The organism is Candidatus Pantoea gossypiicola (assembly GCF_008632075.1).
GTDB classification, from domain to species: Bacteria; Pseudomonadota; Gammaproteobacteria; order Enterobacterales; family Enterobacteriaceae; genus Pantoea; species Pantoea gossypiicola.
Map to the genome: position 1 here is coordinate 23,398 of NZ_VWVM01000018.1, position 17,744 is coordinate 41,141.

Annotated in this window: 17 protein-coding genes; 16 read left to right on the forward strand and 1 reads right to left on the reverse strand. The window is 56.1% G+C overall.

Going from position 1 to position 17,744, the window contains the following annotated elements; all coding sequences use genetic code 11:
* The 16 genes from atpB (at position 1) to F3I20_RS19365 (ending at position 16,212) form a co-directional block, all read left to right on the forward strand.
* Positions 1-819, forward strand: a complete 819-nt coding sequence (gene atpB, locus F3I20_RS19290; protein WP_150014456.1) for a F0F1 ATP synthase subunit A — start codon at positions 1-3, stop codon at positions 817-819.
* Positions 820-924: 105 nt separating this feature from the next.
* Entirely contained in the window at positions 925-1,164 is a 240-nt protein-coding gene (gene atpE / locus F3I20_RS19295) for a F0F1 ATP synthase subunit C (RefSeq protein ID WP_003849523.1), read from the forward strand.
* Between the two features lie 107 nt (positions 1,165-1,271).
* Positions 1,272-1,742 carry a F0F1 ATP synthase subunit B gene (atpF, locus tag F3I20_RS19300; RefSeq protein WP_003849528.1) on the forward strand — a complete coding sequence of 157 codons (471 nt, stop codon included), beginning with the start codon at positions 1,272-1,274 and terminating at the stop codon, positions 1,740-1,742.
* Positions 1,743-1,756: 14 nt separating this feature from the next.
* Complete coding sequence (atpH, locus tag F3I20_RS19305) at positions 1,757-2,290, forward strand: F0F1 ATP synthase subunit delta (RefSeq protein WP_003849530.1); 534 nt, start codon at positions 1,757-1,759, stop codon at positions 2,288-2,290.
* Positions 2,291-2,304: 14 nt separating this feature from the next.
* Complete coding sequence (gene atpA, locus F3I20_RS19310; protein WP_009088205.1) at positions 2,305-3,846, forward strand: F0F1 ATP synthase subunit alpha; 1,542 nt, start codon at positions 2,305-2,307, stop codon at positions 3,844-3,846.
* Positions 3,847-3,898: 52 nt separating this feature from the next.
* Entirely contained in the window at positions 3,899-4,765 is an 867-nt protein-coding gene (atpG, locus tag F3I20_RS19315; protein ID WP_003849534.1) for a F0F1 ATP synthase subunit gamma, read from the forward strand.
* 30 nt (positions 4,766-4,795) lie between these two features.
* Positions 4,796-6,193: a F0F1 ATP synthase subunit beta gene (gene atpD / locus F3I20_RS19320; protein ID WP_009088209.1), complete on the forward strand. Its 1,398-nt coding sequence runs from the start codon at positions 4,796-4,798 to the stop codon at positions 6,191-6,193.
* Positions 6,194-6,217: 24 nt separating this feature from the next.
* Complete coding sequence (locus tag F3I20_RS19325; RefSeq protein WP_008926374.1) at positions 6,218-6,637, forward strand: F0F1 ATP synthase subunit epsilon; 420 nt, start codon at positions 6,218-6,220, stop codon at positions 6,635-6,637.
* Between the two features lie 160 nt (positions 6,638-6,797).
* Positions 6,798-8,168 carry a bifunctional UDP-N-acetylglucosamine diphosphorylase/glucosamine-1-phosphate N-acetyltransferase GlmU gene (glmU, locus tag F3I20_RS19330; protein ID WP_150014458.1) on the forward strand — a complete coding sequence of 457 codons (1,371 nt, stop codon included), beginning with the start codon at positions 6,798-6,800 and terminating at the stop codon, positions 8,166-8,168.
* A gap of 153 nt (positions 8,169-8,321) precedes the next feature.
* On the forward strand, positions 8,322-10,151 hold the full coding sequence (glmS, locus tag F3I20_RS19335) for a glutamine--fructose-6-phosphate transaminase (isomerizing) (protein WP_150038121.1): 1,830 nt from the start codon (positions 8,322-8,324) through the stop codon (positions 10,149-10,151).
* 165 nt (positions 10,152-10,316) lie between these two features.
* A complete protein-coding gene (gene pstS / locus F3I20_RS19340; protein WP_033784347.1) occupies positions 10,317-11,360 on the forward strand; it encodes a phosphate ABC transporter substrate-binding protein PstS in 1,044 nt (347 codons plus the stop codon).
* Between the two features lie 86 nt (positions 11,361-11,446).
* Positions 11,447-12,409, forward strand: coding sequence for a phosphate ABC transporter permease PstC (pstC, locus tag F3I20_RS19345; RefSeq protein WP_150014462.1), 963 nt, complete (start codon positions 11,447-11,449; stop codon positions 12,407-12,409).
* Positions 12,406-13,296, forward strand: coding sequence for a phosphate ABC transporter permease PstA (pstA, locus tag F3I20_RS19350; protein WP_009088221.1), 891 nt, complete (start codon positions 12,406-12,408; stop codon positions 13,294-13,296). The genes pstC and pstA overlap by 4 nt, the downstream gene beginning before the upstream one ends.
* Positions 13,297-13,340: 44 nt before the next feature.
* Positions 13,341-14,114: a phosphate ABC transporter ATP-binding protein PstB gene (gene pstB / locus F3I20_RS19355; protein ID WP_013359568.1), complete on the forward strand. Its 774-nt coding sequence runs from the start codon at positions 13,341-13,343 to the stop codon at positions 14,112-14,114.
* 17 nt (positions 14,115-14,131) lie between these two features.
* Complete coding sequence (gene phoU, locus F3I20_RS19360) at positions 14,132-14,866, forward strand: phosphate signaling complex protein PhoU (RefSeq protein ID WP_009088225.1); 735 nt, start codon at positions 14,132-14,134, stop codon at positions 14,864-14,866.
* Positions 14,867-14,973: 107 nt separating this feature from the next.
* The gene (locus F3I20_RS19365; RefSeq protein ID WP_150038122.1) at positions 14,974-16,212 is read left to right on the forward strand and encodes an MFS transporter; all 1,239 of its coding nucleotides are present in this window, start codon (positions 14,974-14,976) and stop codon (positions 16,210-16,212) included.
* A gap of 77 nt (positions 16,213-16,289) precedes the next feature.
* On the opposite strand, the gene xylB is transcribed toward F3I20_RS19365, so the two are convergent.
* Complete coding sequence (xylB, locus tag F3I20_RS19370; RefSeq protein WP_150014466.1) at positions 16,290-17,732, reverse strand: xylulokinase; 1,443 nt, start codon at positions 17,730-17,732, stop codon at positions 16,290-16,292.
* Between the last annotated feature and the right edge of the window lie 12 nt (positions 17,733-17,744).

Sequence of the window (17,744 nt, forward strand, 5' to 3'; positions counted from 1 at the left end):
ATGGCTGCAGGAGAAATCTCTACTCCGCAAGAGTACATTGGTCACCACCTGACTCATCTTCAGTTGGACCTGCGTACCTTCGAGTTAGTGAATCCGCACGACGCTCCCGCGACGTTCTGGGTATTAAATATCGATTCCATGTTTTTCTCTCTGGTGCTGGGAGTTATCTTCCTGGTGTTGTTCCGTAGCGTAGCGAAGTCTGCTACCAGCGGTGTGCCAGGGAAAATGCAGGCGGCTATCGAACTGGTTGTCGGCTTCGTTGATAGTAACGTGCGCGACATGTATCACGGTAAGAGCAAACTTATCGCCCCGCTGGCTCTGACAATTTTTGTCTGGGTCTTCCTGATGAACTTCATGGATCTGCTGCCAATCGATCTGCTGCCATATATTGGTGAGCACGTATTGGGGTTACCGGCGCTGCGCGTCGTACCGTCTGCAGACGTGAACATCACGCTATCTATGGCGTTGGGCGTATTTATTTTGATTCTGTTCTACAGCATCAAAATGAAAGGCATTGGCGGCTTCACGAAAGAGCTGACGCTGCAGCCTTTTAACCACCCGATCTTCATCCCGATCAACCTGATTCTGGAAGGTGTAAGCCTTCTGTCTAAGCCTGTGTCACTGGGTTTACGACTGTTCGGTAACATGTATGCGGGTGAACTGATCTTTATCCTTATTGCCGGTCTGTTGCCGTGGTGGTCGCAGTGGGTGCTGAATGTGCCGTGGGCCATTTTCCACATCCTGATCATTTCGCTACAGGCTTTCATTTTCATGGTCCTCACGATTGTCTATCTGTCGATGGCATCTGAAGAGCATTGATTTTTTTCTCAACACTACTTTCCCTCTTGATTCCGGGTTGCAGCGCACGCCGCTGAAGCCCGGAAGATGAAGGGAGCATTTAACTGAAACAAACTGGAGACTGTCATGGAAAACCTGAATATGGATCTGCTGTACATGGCTGCCGCTGTGATGATGGGCCTGGCGGCAATCGGTGCTGCGATCGGTATCGGCATCCTCGGAGGAAAATTCCTGGAAGGCGCTGCTCGTCAGCCTGACCTGATTCCTCTGCTGCGTACGCAGTTCTTTGTTGTAATGGGTCTGGTGGATGCAATCCCGATGATCGCTGTTGGTCTGGGTCTGTACGTGATGTTTGCTGTCGCCTAAAGCCCTGTGTTCACTCAGCGCACAATGTGCAGGGGTGAACGGATTCTGCCGCTTATCACAACGATAACGGCAGAAAAGTTAAATACTCAATCTAGAGGCATTGTGCTGTGAACATTAATGCAACAATCCTCGGCCAGGCTATCGCGTTCATCCTGTTTGTCGCGTTCTGCATGAAGTACGTATGGCCGCCGCTCATGGCTGCTATCGAAAAGCGCCAGAAAGAAATTGCTGAAGGCCTTGCTTCTGCTGAACGTGCCAAGAAAGACTTGGATCTCGCGCAGGCTAATGCGACCGACCAGCTGAAAAAAGCCAAAGAAGACGCTCAGGTCATTATCGAGCAAGCGAACAAGCGTCGCGCGCAGATTCTGGACGAAGCGAAAACCGAAGCTGAAAACGAACGTAATCGCATCGTGACACAAGCGCAGGCTGAAATTGACGCCGAACGCAAACGTGCGCGTGAAGAACTGCGTAAGCAGGTTGCGTTGCTGGCTATGGCTGGTGCCGAGAAGATCATCGAACGCTCCGTGGATGAAGCTGCTAACAGCGACATCGTTGATAAACTGGTCGCTGAACTGTAAGGAGGGAGGGGCTGATGTCTGATCTGATTACTGTAGCTCGCCCCTACGCCAAAGCAGCTTTTGACTTTGCTGTTGAGCATCAAAGTATTGAACGCTGGCAACAGATGCTGGCGTTTGCCGCAGAAGTGGCTCGCAATGAACAGATGGCTGATCTTCTCTCCGGTGCATTAGCACCTGAAGCGCTGGCAGCGTCGTTTAACGCAGTCTGTGGTGATCAACTGGATGAACCCGCGCAGAACCTGATTAAGGTGATGGCGGAAAACGGACGTTTGACAGCGCTTCCGGCTGTACTGGCCCAATACATCGAACTGCGTGACGCTCATGAAGCCACCGCTGAAGTTGATGTTATCTCCGCCAGTACGCTGAGTGACGACCAGCTGAATAAAATCAGCGCCGCGATGGAAAAACGTCTGTCACGCAAAGTTAAGCTGAATTGCAAAATTGATAAGTCTGTGATGGCAGGCGTGATCATCCGTTCGGGTGATCTGGTTATTGATGGCAGCGTACGCGGCCGTCTTGACCGTCTGGCTGACGTCTTGCAGTCTTAAGGGGACTGGAGCATATGCAACTGAATTCCACCGAAATCAGCGAACTGATCAAGCAGCGCATTGCTCAGTTCAATGTCGTGAGCGAAGCTCACAACGAAGGTACGATTGTTTCTGTAAGTGACGGTATCATCCGCGTACACGGCCTGGCCGATGTCATGCAGGGTGAGATGATTGCCCTGCCGGGTAACCGTTACGCTATCGCCCTGAACCTCGAGCGTGACTCGGTTGGTGCAGTGGTGATGGGTCCTTACGCTGACCTCGCCGAAGGCATGAAGGTTAAGTGTACTGGCCGTATTCTTGAAGTACCGGTAGGCCGTGGCCTGCTGGGCCGCGTCGTGAACACCCTGGGTGCTCCTATCGACGGTAAAGGCGCAATCGACAACGACGGTTTCTCACCGGTTGAAGTGATTGCGCCTGGCGTTATCGACCGTCAGTCAGTCGACCAGCCGGTTCAGACCGGTTATAAGTCGGTCGATGCGATGATTCCAATCGGCCGTGGCCAGCGTGAGCTGATCATCGGTGACCGTCAGACCGGTAAAACCGCGATGGCGATCGATGCGATCATCAACCAGCGCGACTCAGGCATCAAGTGTGTCTACGTTGCGATTGGTCAGAAAGCCTCAACCATCTCTAACGTGGTTCGTAAGCTGGAAGAGCATGGCGCACTGCAGAACACCATCGTTGTTGTGGCGTCTGCTTCTGAATCAGCTGCACTGCAGTATCTCTCTCCGTACGCAGGTTGTGCGATGGGCGAATACTTCCGTGACCGTGGTGAAGACGCGCTGATCGTATACGATGACCTCTCCAAACAGGCTATCGCTTACCGTCAAATTTCTCTTCTGCTGCGCCGTCCACCAGGCCGTGAAGCGTTCCCTGGCGACGTGTTCTATCTCCACTCCCGTCTGCTGGAACGTGCATCACGCGTAAGCGCTGAATATGTTGAGCGTTTCACCAATGGCGCGGTGACAGGTAAAACCGGTTCACTGACCGCGCTGCCGATCATCGAAACTCAGGCGGGCGACGTTTCTGCGTTCGTTCCGACCAACGTAATCTCGATTACTGACGGTCAGATCTTCCTGGAATCGAACCTGTTTAACTCCGGTATTCGTCCGGCCGTTAACCCAGGTATTTCGGTATCCCGCGTAGGTGGTGCTGCACAGACCAAGATCATCAAGAAACTGTCCGGTGGTATCCGTACCGCGCTGGCACAGTATCGTGAACTGGCGGCGTTCTCGCAGTTCGCATCTGATCTGGATGATGCTACCCGCAAACAGCTGAGCCACGGTCAGAAAGTGACCGAGCTGCTGAAGCAGAAACAGTATGCGCCGATGTCTGTCGCGCAGCAGGGTCTGGTTCTGTTCGCTGCAGAGCGTGGCTACCTGAACGACGTTGAACTGGCAAAAATTGGCAGCTTCGAAGCTGCACTGCTAGCCTTCGCCGATCGCGACCACGCTGAGCTGATGGCTGAAATCAACCAGTCGGGTAACTTTAACAACGATATCGAAGCGAAGCTGAAAGGCCTGATCGATACGTTTAAAGCAACCCAGTCCTGGTAATGTCTGGCGGCTTGTCTGAAAAGGCAGGCCGCAAGGCTTTGAGGAGAAGCTAATGGCCGGCGCAAAAGAGATACGAAGCAAGATTGGAAGCGTGAAAAACACGCAGAAGATCACCAAAGCGATGGAAATGGTCGCCGCCTCCAAGATGCGTAAAACGCAGGAACGCATGGCGGCCAGCCGTCCGTATGCAGACACCATGCGCAAAGTGATTGGTCACCTTGCGTTGGGTAATCTGGAATACAAGCACCCTTACCTGGAACAGCGCGACGTCAAGCGCGTCGGCTACCTGGTCGTTTCTACAGACCGCGGGCTTTGTGGTGGTTTGAACATTAACCTGTTCAAAAAATTACTGGCGGATATGAAGTCCTGGTCCGATAAAGGCGTGCAGAGCGATCTGTCGATTATCGGTTCAAAAGGGGCGTCATTCTTCAGTGCTGTGGGTGGCAACATTGTGGCGCAAGTCAGCGGAATGGGTGATAAACCTGCCTTGTCTGATCTGATTGGCCCGGTAAAAGTGATGTTGCAGGCTTATGATGAAGGCCGCATCGACAAACTGATGATCGTCAGTAACAAATTCAATAACACCATGTCTCAGACTCCGACCATCACCCAACTGCTGCCGTTAGCGCCAGCGGAAGGTGAAGAAGAGATGAAGGCGAAGACCTGGGATTACCTGTACGAACCCGATCCGAAAGCGCTGCTGGATACCCTGCTGCGTCGTTATGTCGAATCGCAGGTTTATCAGGGTGTGGTGGAAAATCTGGCCAGTGAGCAGGCTGCACGTATGGTGGCGATGAAAGCCGCAACCGACAACGGCGGAAATCTGATCAAAGAGCTGCAGTTGGTATACAACAAAGCTCGTCAGGCCAGCATCACCCAGGAACTTACCGAGATCGTCTCGGGGGCCTCCGCGGTTTAACCAGGTTTGGAATTAGGTAGAGGATTCAAGATGGCAACTGGAAAGATTGTCCAGATTATCGGCGCCGTTGTTGACGTCGAATTCCCTCAGGACGCGGTACCGCAAGTGTACAGCGCCCTTGAGGTGATGAATGGTGATGCGCGTCTGGTGCTGGAAGTGCAGCAGCAGCTCGGCGGCGGCGTAGTTCGTACCATCGCAATGGGTACGTCTGACGGCCTGAAGCGTGGTCTGAACGTCAACGACCTGCAGAAACCGATTCAGGTTCCGGTCGGTAAAGCGACCCTGGGCCGTATCATGAACGTTCTCGGCGAGCCTATCGACATGAAAGGCGAGCTGAAAGAAGAAGATGGCAGCGCAGTAGAGATCGCCTCTATTCACCGCGCAGCGCCTTCTTATGAAGATCAGTCTAACTCGCAGGAACTGCTGGAAACCGGCATCAAGGTTATCGACCTGATGTGTCCGTTTGCCAAAGGCGGTAAAGTCGGTCTGTTCGGTGGTGCGGGTGTCGGTAAAACCGTCAACATGATGGAACTGATCCGTAACATCGCAGCTGAACACTCAGGTTACTCTGTGTTTGCTGGTGTGGGTGAGCGTACTCGTGAGGGTAACGACTTCTACCACGAAATGACTGACTCAAATGTTATCGATAAAGTTGCGCTGGTCTATGGCCAGATGAACGAGCCGCCGGGTAACCGTCTGCGCGTTGCACTGACCGGTCTGACCATGGCGGAAAAATTCCGTGATGAAGGCCGCGACGTTCTGCTGTTCATCGATAACATCTACCGTTATACCCTGGCCGGTACAGAAGTTTCTGCACTGCTGGGTCGTATGCCATCTGCGGTAGGTTACCAGCCAACGCTGGCAGAAGAGATGGGTGTGTTGCAGGAGCGTATTACCTCCACCAAGACCGGTTCAATCACCTCCGTACAGGCCGTTTACGTTCCTGCGGATGACCTGACTGACCCGTCACCAGCAACCACCTTTGCGCACTTAGACTCAACGGTAACGCTGAGCCGTCAGATCGCCTCTCTGGGTATCTACCCGGCCGTTGACCCGCTGGATTCTACCAGCCGTCAGCTGGATCCGCTGGTTGTCGGTCAGGAACACTATGATGTTGCGCGTGGCGTTCAGTCACTGCTGCAGCGTTATCAGGAACTGAAAGACATCATCGCCATCCTCGGTATGGATGAGCTGTCTGAAGAAGACAAACTGCTGGTGGCACGCGCGCGTAAGATTCAGCGCTTCCTGTCTCAGCCGTTCTTCGTTGCGGAAGTATTCACCGGTTCACCGGGTAAATACGTTTCCCTGAAAGACACTATCCGTGGCTTTAAAGGCATCATGGAAGGTGAGTTTGACCACCTGCCAGAGCAGGCCTTCTACATGGTTGGTGCCATCGAAGAAGCCGTGGAAAAAGCGAAGAAACTGTAATAACGGTTTCCCGGGAGGAAGATTATGGCTATGACTTATCACCTGGATGTGGTCAGCGCAGAGGAGCAGTTGTTCTCTGGTCTGGTACAGAAAATTCAGGTGTCAGGTAGCGAAGGTGAACTGGGGATTTTCCCTGGCCATGCGCCGCTGCTGACTGCCATTAAGCCTGGAATGATCCGTATCGTGAAACAGCACGGCGAAGAGGAGTATATTTACCTCTCTGGCGGCGTGCTGGAAGTGCAACCGGGCAGCAGCACCGTTCTGGCCGATACCGCGATTCGCGGTACCGATCTGGACGAAGCGCGTGCTCTGGAAGCAAAACGCAAAGCAGAAGAGCACATGAACAGCAGCCACGGCGACGTGGACTATGCTCAGGCCTCTGCCGAGCTGGCGAAAGCCATTGCTAAACTGCGCGTGATCGAACTGACCAAAAAAGCGATGTAATCCAGCTTTATGCGTCACGAAATGCCAGCCCTCGGGCTGGCATTTTTTTTGTCTGCAACGCCCGATCTGCCTGTCCGCCTAATTTCGGCCTGAGAAAAATGTAGTAATCTCAACCCCAAACCGTTTTACTTTCACCCGTAAAAATTCACTCAGGATAGTTATGTCTAACAGTGCGATGAGTGTGGTGATTCTTGCTGCTGGCAAGGGCACCCGTATGTATTCCGATCTGCCTAAAGTTCTGCATACGCTGGCAGGCAAACCGATGGTTCAGCACGTCATTGATGCTGCCAAAGGGCTGGGCGCACAGCAGGTGCATCTGGTTTATGGTCACGGCGGTGACCGCCTGAAAGCGACACTTACCGACAGCACGCTGAACTGGGTGCTGCAGGCCGAGCAGCTCGGCACTGGCCACGCCATGCAGCAGGCCGCGCCTGCTTTTGCCGATGATGAAGATATCATGATGCTTTACGGCGACGTGCCGCTGATCACTCAGGCGACATTACAGCGCCTGCGCGAAGCAAAACCGCAGGGTGGCATCGGCTTACTCACCGTGGTACTGGATGACCCGACCGGCTATGGCCGCATTGTGCGCGAGAACGACACCATCACCGGCATTATCGAACAGAAAGATGCCACCCCGGCGCAGCTCACCATTAAAGAGATCAACACTGGTATTCTGATCGCCAACGGCGGCGATTTAAAACGCTGGCTGTCACAGCTCACCAACAACAATGCACAGGGTGAGTATTACATCACCGATATTATCGCGCTGGCGCATCAGGAAGGTCGGGTAATCAACGCAGTCCATCCGGCACGCATCAGCGAAACCGATGGCGTAAATAACCGTCTGCAGCTGGCGACATTAGAACGCACTTACCAGGCTGAACAGGCGGAAAAACTGCTGCTGGCTGGCGTGATGCTGCGCGATCCGGCGCGGTTTGACCTGCGCGGGACGCTGGCGCATGGACGGGATGTGGAGATCGACACCAACGTCATTATTGAAGGCCAGGTTACGCTGGGTTCGCGCGTTAAAATCGGTGCGGGCTGCATCATCAAAAACAGCGTGATTGGCGATGATTGTGAAATCAGCCCCTATACGGTAATCGAGGATGCACATCTCGCCACCGCCTGCACCGTCGGGCCATTTGCCCGTCTGCGCCCGGGCAGCGAGCTGGCACACGCCGCTCACGTGGGCAACTTCGTTGAAATGAAGAAAGCGCGTCTGGGTAAGGGATCGAAAGCGGGTCACCTCTCTTATCTGGGTGATGCGGAGATTGGCGACAACGTGAACATCGGTGCAGGCACCATCACCTGCAACTACGATGGCGCGAATAAATTCAAAACCGTGATTGGCGATGACGTCTTTGTCGGCTCAGATACGCAGCTGGTGGCCCCGGTCAGCGTCGCGGCAGGCGCTACCATTGCGGCAGGCACCACCATCATGAAAGATGTGACCGAAGCCGGTCTGGTCTATAACCGTAAAGAACAGAATCACAAAGCGGACTGGCAGCGTCCGGTGAAGAAAAAATAAATTTTTAACGGCCCGCTTTATGCGGGCCGATGCAGTGCAGTGCCAAAACTATAATCCCCACTCTCTACAAGGCTCGGGGAACCGGCAAAGCCGGATATCAGGTCGCATGACAACAGAAGTGGCGAAAAGCCATGTAGTCAGGAAAACATCATTATGTGTGGAATTGTTGGTGCAGTAGCGCAACGCGATATCGCAGAGATTCTGCTGGAAGGTCTGCGTCGTCTTGAATATCGCGGATATGATTCGGCCGGTCTGGCCGTAGTCGATCGTCAGGGGCACGTCACGCGCCTGCGGCGGTTAGGGAAAGTGCAGAAACTGGCGGAAGCCGCTGAACAGCAGCCGCTGATTGGTGGCACCGGCATCGCGCACACGCGCTGGGCAACCCATGGCGAGCCGTCCGAAGCGAATGCGCATCCGCACGTCTCAGAGAACATCATCATCGTGCACAACGGCATCATTGAAAACCATGAGCCGCTGCGTGCTGAGCTGATTGAACGCGGCTATGTCTTTGCCTCTGAAACCGACACCGAAGTGGTGGCGCATCTGGTTCACTGGGAGCAGAAGCAGGGTGGATCGCTGCGTGACGTGGTGCTGCGCGTGATCCCGCAGCTGCGCGGTGCCTATGGCATGGTCATCATGGACAGCCGCGATCCTTCACGGCTGGTGGCGGCCCGTTCCGGCAGCCCGCTGGTGATTGGCCGTGGAATGGGTGAAAACTTTATCGCCTCCGATCAGCTGGCGCTGCTGCCGGTCACCCGTCGCTTCATCTATCTGGAAGAGGGCGATATCGCCGAGATCAGCCGCCGCGACGTGACGGTAATCGATCGTGAAGGCAACAGCGTGACGCGCGCCGAGATTGAGTCGAACCTGCAATATGATGCCGGTGACAAAGGCATTTACCGTCACTACATGCAGAAAGAGATCTATGAACAGCCGATGGCGCTGAAAAGTACCCTGAGCGGTCGCTTCAGCCAGGGGCAGGTGGATCTCAGCGAGCTGGGTGCGGGTGCCGAGGCGCTGCTGAGCCAGGTCGAACATATCCAGATTATCGCCTGCGGCACCTCCTATAACTCTGGCATGGTGTCACGCTACTGGTTTGAGTCGCTGGCCAATATCCCCTGTGATGTTGAGATCGCCTCGGAGTTCCGCTACCGCAAGTCAGCGGTGCGCAAAAACAGCCTGCTGATCACCCTGTCGCAGTCGGGCGAGACCGCCGACACTCTGGCGGCGCTGCGCCTCTCGAAAGAGCTGGGTTACCTGGGATCGCTGGCGGTCTGCAACGTGGCCGGTTCGTCACTGGTGCGCGAGTCGGACCTGGCGCTGATGACCAAAGCGGGCACTGAAATCGGCGTCGCGTCGACCAAGGCGTTCACCACGCAGCTCGCCGTCCTGCTGATGCTGGTGGCAAAACTGGGCCGACTGAAAGGAATGTCTGCGGAGACTGAGCATGGAATCGTTCATGCCCTGCAGGCGCTGCCGAACCGGATTGAGCAGATGCTGGCGCAGGATAAGCTGATTGAGAATCTGGCCGAAGGCTTCTCTGACAAGCATCACGCGCTGTTCCTGGGCCGTGGCGATCAATACCCGATTGCCATGGAAGGGGCGCTGAAGCTCAAGGAGATCTCCTACATTCATGCGGAGGCTTACGCCGCAGGCGAGCTGAAACATGGCCCGCTGGCGCTGATTGATGCGGACATGCCGGTGATCGTGGTTGCACCTAATAACGAACTGCTGGAGAAGCTGAAATCCAACATCGAAGAGGTGCGCGCACGCGGCGGCCTGCTCTATGTGTTTGCCGATCAGGATGCGGGCTTCAGCGACAGTGACGGGATGAAGATTATCCCGTTGCCGCATGTCGAAGAGGTGATTGCCCCAATCTTCTACACCGTGCCGTTGCAGTTACTTTCCTATCACGTCGCCCTGATCAAAGGCACCGACGTCGATCAACCTCGTAACCTGGCAAAATCGGTTACTGTGGAATAACCTGGTGGGCCCCGTCGCGGGCCCACTTCATTCTGGCCCTCTGTCATATAACTGTCACATTTCGTACATTTCACTGTCATCAAACTGTCCTATTTTCCCTCCTGCAGCAATCACTGACACTTACTAAAACGGCCCCGAGCCTGACTTTTCTCCCCTGGAGGGAATATGACACTGATGCGTAGCACCGTAGCCCGAATCCTCGCCACTACCTTCGCCGTAAGCGCGGTATCTGCTTTTGCGGCCACCGATCTGACTGGCGCAGGCGGGACGTTCCCGGCGCCGGTTTATGCCAAGTGGGCAGCAGAATATCAGCAAGCCACCGGTAGCAAAATTAACTACCAGGGTATCGGTTCATCTGGCGGCGTGAAACAGATCATCGCCAAAACCGTCGATTTTGGTGCGTCCGATGCACCAATGAAAGATGAAGATCTGCAGAAAAATGGCCTGTTCCAGTTCCCTACCGTCATCGGTGGCGTGGTACTGGCGGTTAACCTGCCGGGTATCAAGTCAGGTCAGCTGACGCTGGATGGCAAAACCGTCGGTGATATCTACCTCGGCACCATCAAAAAGTGGAACGACCCGGCGATCGCCAAACTTAACCCGGGCGTAAAACTGCCAGAGACCAACATCAACGTGGTGCGTCGCGCTGACGGTTCAGGCACCTCGTTCGTCTTCACCAGCTATCTGGCGAAGGTAAACCAGGACTGGAACAGCAAAATCGGTAAAGGCAACACCGTTAACTGGCCGGTAGGTTTGGGCGGTAAAGGCAACGACGGCGTCGCCGCCTTTGTTCAGCGTCTGCCGGGTTCTATCGGCTACGTGGAATATGCCTACGCCAAACAGAATAACCTGACCTACACCAAACTGATCGATGCCGATGGTAAAGCGGTCGCGCCGAGCGAAACCAGCTTCAGTAATGCTGCGAAAGGCGCTGACTGGAGCAAGTCGTTCGCGCAGGATCTGACCTTCCAGAAGGGCGCGGATGCCTGGCCTATCTCCTCAACCACCTTCATCCTGATCTACAAGGATCAGGCGAATGCGGCTAAGGGCGCTGAAGTGCTGAAGTTCTTCGACTGGGCTTACAAAAGCGGCAGCAAAACTGCTACAGCGCTGGACTATGCTGCGCTGCCAGAGAGCGTGACCGAGCAGATTCGCGCCGCCTGGAAAGCCAACATCAAAGACAGTTCTGGTAAAGCGCTTTATCAGTAATTGACCGACCCTGACCGGACTGCCGTCCGGTCAGACCCAACGGGCGGCCCATGCCGCCCTGATAACCTCTGAAGACTGAGACTTCTATGGCTGCAACGAAGCCGGCATTCAAAGCCCCAGGCAAACAAGGTGACAGAATTTTCGGTGCGCTGGTCCGGCTGGCTGCGCTGATTGTCCTGTTACTGATGGGGGGCATTATTGTCTCCCTGATCATTTCCTCGTGGCCCAGCATCCAGAAGTTTGGTTTCGCTTTTTTGTGGACCAAAACCTGGGATGCGCCCAATGAACAATTTGGCGCACTGGTGCCGATCTACGGCACCCTTGTGACCTCTATCATCGCCCTGATTATCGCCGTGCCGGTCAGTTTTGGTATCGCGCTGTTCCTGACTGAACTCGCGCCAGGCTGGCTGCGTCGCCCGCTGGGCACCGCCATTGAGCTACTGGCAGCAATTCCGAGTATCGTTTACGGCATGTGGGGCCTGTTTGTCTTCGCGCCGCTGTTTGCCGAATATTTTCAGACGCCGGTTAACGACGTGATGTCGGGTATTCCGATTGTCGGCGAGCTCTTCTCCGGCCCCGCTTTCGGTATCGGTATCCTCGCGGCGGGAGTGATTCTGGCGATCATGATCATCCCGTACATCGCCTCGGTGATGCGCGACGTCTTTGAGCAGACCCCGGTGATGATGAAAGAGTCAGCCTACGGCATCGGCTGTACCACCTGGGAGGTGATCTGGCGCATCGTCCTGCCGTTTACCAAAAATGGCGTGATTGGCGGCATCATGCTGGGACTGGGTCGTGCGCTGGGTGAGACCATGGCAGTCACCTTTATTATCGGCAACACCTACCAGCTCGACAGCCCGTCGCTGTTTATGCCGGGTAACAGCATCACCTCGGCGCTGGCCAACGAGTTTGCGGAAGCGGAGTCGGGCGTGCATGTTGCCGCGCTGATGGAGCTGGGGCTGATCCTGTTTGTGATTACCTTTATCGTTCTGGCGATTTCCAAGCTGATGATTATGCGCCTGGCGAAAAGTGAAGGAGCGCGCTCATGACCACGATTGAAATTCAGGCGCGCGCCGAACTGGACGCTTCACGCCGTAAAATGCAGTCCTGGCGCAGCACGAAAAATAAAATTGCGCTGACGCTGTCGCTGCTGACCATGGCGTTTGGCCTGTTCTGGCTGGTGTGGATCCTCTTCACCACCGTATCGCGCGGCGTGGATGGACTCTCCTGGTCCCTGTTCACCGAATCAACGCCACCACCGAATACGGCGGGCGGCGGGCTGGCGAATGCCCTGGCCGGGAGTGGCTTGCTGATTTTCTGGTCGACCTTCTTTGGCACGCCGCTGGGCATTCTGGCCGGTATCTATCTGGCGGAATATGGGCGCAAGTCCGCCCTGTCAGAGGTGATCCGCTTCATTAACGACATTCTGCTGTCGGCACCGTCGATTGTGGTCGGCCTGTTCGTCTACACCCTTGTGGTGTCGCAGATGCAGCACTTCTCCGGCTGGGCCGGGGTGATAGCGCTGGCGCTGCTGCAGGTACCTATTGTGATTCGTACCACCGAAAATATGCTGCGGCTGGTGCCAGATAGCATGCGTGAAGCGGCTTATGCCCTTGGCACACCGAAGTGGAAGATGATCTCGGCCATCACCCTGAAAGCCTCGGTCTCCGGCATCATCACCGGCGTGCTGCTGGCGATTGCCCGCATCGCAGGGGAAACGGCTCCGCTGCTGTTTACGGCGCTGTCGAACCAGTTCTGGAGCACCGACATGATGCAGCCGCTGGCAAACCTGCCGGTCACCATCTTTAAGTTCGCCATGAGCCCGTTCGCCGAATGGCAGAGCCTGGCCTGGGCGGGCGTGCTGATCATTACCCTCTGCGTGCTGCTGCTGAACATTGTGGCGCGGGTGATTTTCGCTAAAGGTAAACACGGTTAACTTCCGGCGCGGCCCTGAGCGGCGCCGTATCAGAGAGATGAATGATGAGTATTGCGACAGCAACAGCCGATAAAATTCAGGTCCGTAATCTGAACTTCTATTACGGCAAGTTTCATGCGCTGAAGAACATTAACCTGGATATCGCTAAGAATCAGGTCACCGCGTTTATCGGCCCATCGGGCTGTGGTAAGTCGACCCTGCTGCGTACCTTCAATAAGATGTACTCGCTCTATCCGGAGCAGCGGGCCGAAGGGGACATTCTGCTGGATGGCGAAAACATTCTGGCGACACAGCAGGATATCGCGCTGCTGCGCGCGCGCGTCGGTATGGTATTCCAGAAGCCTACGCCGTTCCCGATGTCGATCTATGACAATATCGCCTTTGGCGTGCGCCTGTTTGAAAAGCTGTCACGTGCTGATATGGATGAGCGCGTACAGTGGGCGCTGACCAAAGCAGCGCTGTGGAATGAAACCAAAGACAAGCTGCATCAGAGCGGTTACAGTCTCTCCGGCGGCCAGCAGCAGCGTCTGTGCATTGCGCGTGGCATCGCGATTCGGCCGGAAGTCTTACTGCTGGATGAGCCCTGCTCCGCGCTGGATCCTATCTCCACTGGCCGCATTGAGGAGCTGATCACCGAGCTAAAGCAGGACTATACCGTGGTGATCGTGACGCACAATATGCAGCAGGCGGCACGCTGCTCTGACCATACTGCTTTCATGTATCTGGGCGAACTGATTGAGTTCAGCGACACCGACACGCTGTTCACCAAGCCCGCGCAGAAGCAAACCGAAGACTACATTACTGGCCGCTACGGCTGATCTGACAGGAGATCGACATGGATAATCTGAATCTGAATAAGCACATCTCCGGTCAGTTCAATGCCGAACTGGAGCATATCCGCACCCAGGTAATGATCATGGGCGGCATGGTCGAGCAGCAGCTGACCGATGCGATCACCGCCATGCATAACCTGGATGGCGAGCTGGCGCAGCGGGTGATCGACGGCGACCAGAAGGTCAATATGATGGAAGTGGAGATTGATGAAGCCTGCGTGCGCATCATCGCCAAACGTCAGCCAACCGCAATCGATCTGCGGCTGGTGATGGCGATCATCAAAACCATTTCCGAACTGGAGCGCATTGGTGATGTGGCGGAGAAGATCAGCCGCACGGCGCTGGAGAAGTTTGGTCAGCAGCATCTGCCGCTGCTGGTCAGCCTGGAGTCACTGGGCCGCCACACCGTACAGATGCTGCATGATGTGCTGGACGCTTTCGCGCGGATGGATCTCAATGAGGCGATCACTATCTATCGTGAAGACAAAAAGGTGGATAAAGAGTACGAAGGCATTGTGCGCCAGCTGATGACCTACATGATGGAAGATCCGCGCACCATTCCCAGCGTGCTGACAGCATTGTTCTGCGCCCGTGCGATTGAGCGTATTGGCGATCGCTGCCAGAATATCTGCGAAATTATCTTCTATTTCGTCAAAGGTCAGGATTTCCGTCACGTTGGTGGAGATCGGCTCGATGAATTACTGTCAGGTGACGATGGCAGCAACCGCCCTTCCTGAGCCATCTTATCCCTGTGCCTGAGTAGCGCAGGGATAAGCCTTTTCAATTGGTCACATCCTGAACTCTCTTTATAATTGCGGCACTTTTCTCTCAGAGGTGCGCAACGATGTCCCCTTCTCCCCAATCTAAGCCGGGCGTCACGCCCGGTAAAGCGATGCTGGCTGCGGTCAGCGGTTATGCCATGGATGGATTTGACCTGCTGATACTCGGCTTTATGCTGCCGGCGATCAGCCTTTCGCTGGCGCTCAATCCTTCACAGGCGGGATCGCTAGTGACCTGGACGCTGATTGGCGCGGTAATCGGTGGCATCGTGTTTGGTCATCTCAGCGACCGTTTTGGCCGCATCCGTATGCTCACCGTCACGATTCTGGTCTTTTCTGTCTTCACCGGTCTGTGCGCGGTGGCGCAGGGCTACTGGGACCTGCTCGCCTGGCGAACGCTGGCGGGTGTGGGTCTGGGCGGCGAGTTTGGTATCGGCATGGCGCTGATTGCCGAAGCCTGGCCGGTGGAGAAGCGTAACCGCGCATCAGCGTGGGTCGGTATCGGCTGGCAGCTCGGCGTGCTGATGGCAGCCTTTATCACGCCGCCACTGCTGAATATCATTGGCTGGCGCGGCATGTTCCTGGTCGGATTATTACCGGCGCTGGTTTCGTTTGCCATTCGTCGCGGCATGGGCGAACCAGAGGCGTTTCAACAGCAGGTTAAACATGTGCCGTCGCTCTCCTTTCCGGCGCGCCTGAAGCTGCTGGTGCGCGATCGCACGACCGCCAAAGCCAGTCTCGGTATTTTTATCCTTTGTTCCGTGCAGAACTTTGGTTATTACGGGCTGATGATCTGGATGCCGAGCTACCTCTCTTCCAGCTTCGGCTTCAGCCTCACCAAATCGGGCCTCTGGACGGCGGTCACCGTCGTCGGCATGACCTTTGGCATCTGGCTGTTTGGCGTGCTGGCCGACCGCTTTGCGCGCTGGAAAATCTTCCTGCTCTATCAGTTTGGTGCCGTGGTAATGGTGGTGGTCTACGCCCAGCTGCGCGATCCCACCATTATGCTGGTGACCGGCGCGATCATGGGGATGTTTGTTAACGGCATGATTGGCGGCTACGGTGCGCTGATTTCCGATACCTTTCCGCCGCAGGTGCGTGCCACCGCGCAAAACGTTCTGTTCAACCTGGGTCGTGGCGTGGGCGGCTTCGGCCCGGTGGTGATTGGTCTGCTGGCCAGTCAGTTTTCGTTCACCGCGGCGATTACCCTGCTGGCGCTGATCTACCTGCTGGATATTGTGGCGACGCTGTTCCTGCTGCCGAAGAAGCAGGGTCAGGAAGATACGCTGGGCGCGATCGGCTGACAGACGGTGGCCGGGGGATCGCTCTCCCGGCCATCAGGCCTTTCTGATACTGCTCAGCGTGCGCCGGGCAGGCACGATCAGTTCATCAGCGGCAGGAGCTGCCGATAGAGGGTTGCAAAGGTTTCCCGGCGTGAGCGGTACTCAGCCATTCTGTTCGCATCCGGCTGATGTCGCTGCACCAGAACCGGCGTCGGGACGGTAACGTCTGGAGCCAGCGCCTGCTGTGCCAGCCTCGCGGCCCCCAATGCCGGGCCAACGTCCCCGCCGTGGCAGTAATCCAGCGTCTGACCACTGATATCTGCCAGCATCTGACGCCACAGGGCACTGCGCGCACCGCCACCGATCAACATAATGCTCTCCGGCTGAACGCCACACTCATGCAGCACGTCCATACCCTGCGCCAGGGCAAATCCCACCCCCTCCAGCACCGATCGTGCCAGCTCGGGACGACCATGCTGGTGGGTAAAGCCAAAGAAAGCGCCCCGGGCACTGGGGTTGTTATGCGGCGTGCGTTCTCCGGAAAGATAGGGCAGAAACCACAGCGCGGGCACGTCATCGCGCGCGCGCTCCGCTTCAGCCAGCAGTTCCGGAACATCTCTGCACCCGGTCAGCGTTGCCGCCCAGTCGAGACAGGATGCTGCACTGAGCATCACCGACATCAGATGCCAGCGCTGCGGTAACGCATGACAGAAGCTGTGAACCGCACGGTCCGGATTGCTGAGATAGCCGTCGCTCACCACAAAATAGACACCCGAGGTGCCCAGCGACAGCATGCCCTGGCCCGGTTCGGTCATGCCGACGCCAACTGCGCCCGCGGCATTGTCACCCCCGCCAGCGGCCAGCGGCACCGCGTTCATCTTCCAGCGCGTCGCCAGGTCGGCATGTAACGTGCCGGTCAGGGCATCGCCTTCATAGAGTTGCGGCATCTGATCGCGGCTGAGATCACAGGCTTGAAGCATCACATCGCTCCAGTCACGCTGCGCTACATCCAGCCACATCGTCCCTGCGGCATCGGCCATATCGGTGGCGAAGTCGCCACTCATCCGCCAGCGCAGATAATCCTTGGGCAGCAGCACATGAGCAACCCGACTGAAGATGGCCGGTTCATGCTGCTGCACCCACAGTAGCTTGGGAGCCGTGAAGCCGGGCATCATCAGGTTGCCGGTAATCAAACGCGAATCCGGCACCTTCTGCTCCAGCTCGCGGCACTGCGCCTCACTGCGTCCATCATTCCAGAGCATGGCCGGACGTAAGACCTGGTTTGCGCTGTCGAGCAGTGTTGCACCATGCATCTGTCCGCTCAGCCCGATGGCCTGCACCGCGCGCAGATCCTGCTGCGCGCTCAGGGCCTGCATGGATAAATCCAGCGCCTGCCACCAGCTTTCGGGATCCTGCTCGCTCCACAATGGCTGCGGACGCGAAACCTGCAGCGGCGACGTTTCTGTCGCCACCACGTTGCCCTGTGCATCCATCAGCACCACTTTGACGCCAGAGGTGCCTAAATCGATCCCGATAAACATGCGCTGCTCCTG

Excerpts from the sequence above, each read along its gene's own strand:
- atpD (WP_009088209.1), top strand. The coding sequence starts at position 4,796 with ATGGCAACTGGAAAGATTGTCCAGATTATCGGCGCCGTTGTTGACGTC.
- phoU (WP_009088225.1), top strand. The coding sequence starts at position 14,132 with ATGGATAATCTGAATCTGAATAAGCACATCTCCGGTCAGTTCAATGCC.
- atpG (WP_003849534.1), top strand. The coding sequence starts at position 3,899 with ATGGCCGGCGCAAAAGAGATACGAAGCAAGATTGGAAGCGTGAAAAAC.
- xylB (WP_150014466.1), bottom strand. The coding sequence starts at position 17,732 with ATGTTTATCGGGATCGATTTAGGCACCTCTGGCGTCAAAGTGGTGCTG.
- pstA (WP_009088221.1), top strand. The coding sequence starts at position 12,406 with ATGACCACGATTGAAATTCAGGCGCGCGCCGAACTGGACGCTTCACGC.
- pstS (WP_033784347.1), top strand. The coding sequence starts at position 10,317 with ATGACACTGATGCGTAGCACCGTAGCCCGAATCCTCGCCACTACCTTC.
- atpH (WP_003849530.1), top strand. The coding sequence starts at position 1,757 with ATGTCTGATCTGATTACTGTAGCTCGCCCCTACGCCAAAGCAGCTTTT.
- atpE (WP_003849523.1), top strand. The coding sequence starts at position 925 with ATGGAAAACCTGAATATGGATCTGCTGTACATGGCTGCCGCTGTGATG.
- glmU (WP_150014458.1), top strand. The coding sequence starts at position 6,798 with ATGTCTAACAGTGCGATGAGTGTGGTGATTCTTGCTGCTGGCAAGGGC.
- atpB (WP_150014456.1), top strand. The coding sequence starts at position 1 with ATGGCTGCAGGAGAAATCTCTACTCCGCAAGAGTACATTGGTCACCAC.
- pstC (WP_150014462.1), top strand. The coding sequence starts at position 11,447 with ATGGCTGCAACGAAGCCGGCATTCAAAGCCCCAGGCAAACAAGGTGAC.
- F3I20_RS19365 (WP_150038122.1), top strand. The coding sequence starts at position 14,974 with ATGTCCCCTTCTCCCCAATCTAAGCCGGGCGTCACGCCCGGTAAAGCG.
- glmS (WP_150038121.1), top strand. The coding sequence starts at position 8,322 with ATGTGTGGAATTGTTGGTGCAGTAGCGCAACGCGATATCGCAGAGATT.
- F3I20_RS19325 (WP_008926374.1), top strand. The coding sequence starts at position 6,218 with ATGGCTATGACTTATCACCTGGATGTGGTCAGCGCAGAGGAGCAGTTG.
- atpA (WP_009088205.1), top strand. The coding sequence starts at position 2,305 with ATGCAACTGAATTCCACCGAAATCAGCGAACTGATCAAGCAGCGCATT.
- pstB (WP_013359568.1), top strand. The coding sequence starts at position 13,341 with ATGAGTATTGCGACAGCAACAGCCGATAAAATTCAGGTCCGTAATCTG.